The organism is Rhodococcus sp. BS-15 (assembly GCF_000813105.1).
GTDB lineage: Bacteria > Actinomycetota > Actinomycetes > Mycobacteriales > Mycobacteriaceae > Rhodococcoides.
Genome location: NZ_BAOX01000511.1, coordinates 1 through 1,825 on the forward strand (window position 1 = coordinate 1; position 1,825 = coordinate 1,825).

Sequence of the window (1,825 nt, forward strand, 5' to 3'; positions counted from 1 at the left end):
CTGCGGCGCCATCAGATGTCGTTGGCACAGGCAGTGGAGGGTCATGTCGTCGTGGCACTTCGATGTCAGTGGTGCCGCAGATGTTCTGCCTGCCCGGCATGACGACATACCGCAGCCTGTTCGATCTGTTGGGCGTGCCGTACGTGGGCAACGGTCCGGACGTGATGGCGATGACCGCGACGACGGCTCGGGCGCGAGCCTTGTCCGCGGTCATCGCCATCACGTCCGGACCGTTGCCACGTACGGCACGCCCAACAGATCGAACAGGCTGCGGTATGTCGTCATGCCGGGCAGGCAGAACATCTGCGGCACCATGACATCGAAGTGCCACGACGACATGACCTCCACTGCCTGTGCCAACGACATCTGATGCGCCGCAGACACACTGGCAGCGTCGATTCCGCCGGGAAAGCTCCAGAGACCGCCGGGGGAGACGAACGCCACCTCGAAGCGGTAGGCAGGATCCCCGCCGAGCGCGTCGAGGAATCCGCCCGCGTACACCCGCGACAGATCGCAATGGAACTCGTCCACCGATGATCCGACCAACACCAGTACCGACAGGGCCATCAGTCGCCTCCGTTCTCCACGAGCTTGCCGATATTGAAGTCGATGCGGGACCAGCCGCGTCGCGCCAGAAGATTTCGCACCAGGAGCGACGGAATCTGGAGGTGGTGCACCAGCAGATAGGGCAGTGGATCCCAACCTGTGAGGATGGCGTCCTTTCCCTCGAAGATGCTGTGAAGGCGAGCCTTTCGGTTGCCCTCGGTGAGCAGACGCCACACCTCGTGGTAGATCCAGTAGGTCGGGCGAGCCGAGGAGAGCGGCACAACCTCGGGGTGTCCGTCGTCGAGATACGCGGCAGCCAGGTCGGGATGGTCGTAGAACATCGTGATGGCCGAATGGGTGCGAGGGTTGCATTCGATGGCATAGATGTGGCCGTCGGCTGCGGACTCGATGAAGTCGAACGACAGTTGGCCGGTGGCGTCCAGCGAATTGGCGAAAGATTGTACCCAGCTCAGGATTTCGGGTTTGTCCACCATCTCGTAGTTGACCTGGAACGCCGACGATTCGCAGCAGCCGTACACCTGCAACCGTCCTCCACGGACGGTGCCGTGGGTGCAGTACTCCTGCCCAGCGACGAACTGCTGCAGGATCCACGGATCGTCCTCGGAGATCCCGAGACCGCGTGCGAATCGCAGGTTTTCGGCGGGCGTGTCGCGGGTCAACCGCGTCAGGTCCATTCGGCCGACCGGGTTGTAGGAGATGCGTTTGAGGATGTATTCGCGGCCCGGCGGGAAGTCGAACTCCTCGATCTGCCGCACGTCGGTGATGCGCCGCCAATCGGGAACGCGCAGGCCGAGCGATGCAGCGCGCTCGGAGAATCGGGACTTGTCGTCGAGCATGCGAACGGTGTCGCCGTCGCCGTGAATCACCTCGCAGTGTGGATCGAGGAGTGCCCGTGCGTCGGCATCGTGAATGCTCGCAGCGGGACTTGCCACTGGGACGAAGACGTCGACGCCCTCGCGGAGCACCACATCCAGAAGTGCTCGGGCGTAGCCGGATTCGGTCGGTTCGGGTATGCAGTGGAATCGGTCGACTGCCCGAGAGAACCGATGCCCGGTGAAGCGATACTTGGCCGATTCCACCAGAACCACGCGATGCCCGGCGAGATGGAAGGACCGCGCGAGCTGCAGGGCCTTGGTCATCTTGCCGCCGCTGATCAGGACCGTCTTCGGTGAGTCGGTTCGGCGAGTGGCGGGCCGACCGCCGCGTACGGCGGCCACCCCCCGCCGCCACGAGGTCGACGGGGAGGGTGGCCGCGAGA

The 1,825-nt window shown here is 64.1% G+C and carries 3 protein-coding genes; all 3 read right to left on the minus strand.

Annotated elements, in window-relative coordinates; all coding sequences use genetic code 11:
* A partial coding sequence (locus RHBS_RS29895) for a hypothetical protein (RefSeq protein ID WP_236745425.1) occupies positions 1–214 on the minus strand: 214 nt, incomplete at its 3' end.
* 5 nt (positions 215–219) lie between these two features.
* Positions 220–567: a hypothetical protein gene (locus RHBS_RS27460; protein WP_128646913.1), complete on the minus strand. Its 348-nt coding sequence runs from the start codon at positions 565–567 to the stop codon at positions 220–222.
* Positions 567–1,825, minus strand: a 1,259-nt coding sequence (locus RHBS_RS27465; RefSeq protein ID WP_237669847.1) for an ATP-grasp enzyme, incomplete at its 5' end; no start/stop codon positions are given. The genes RHBS_RS27465 and RHBS_RS27460, both read right to left, overlap by 1 nt.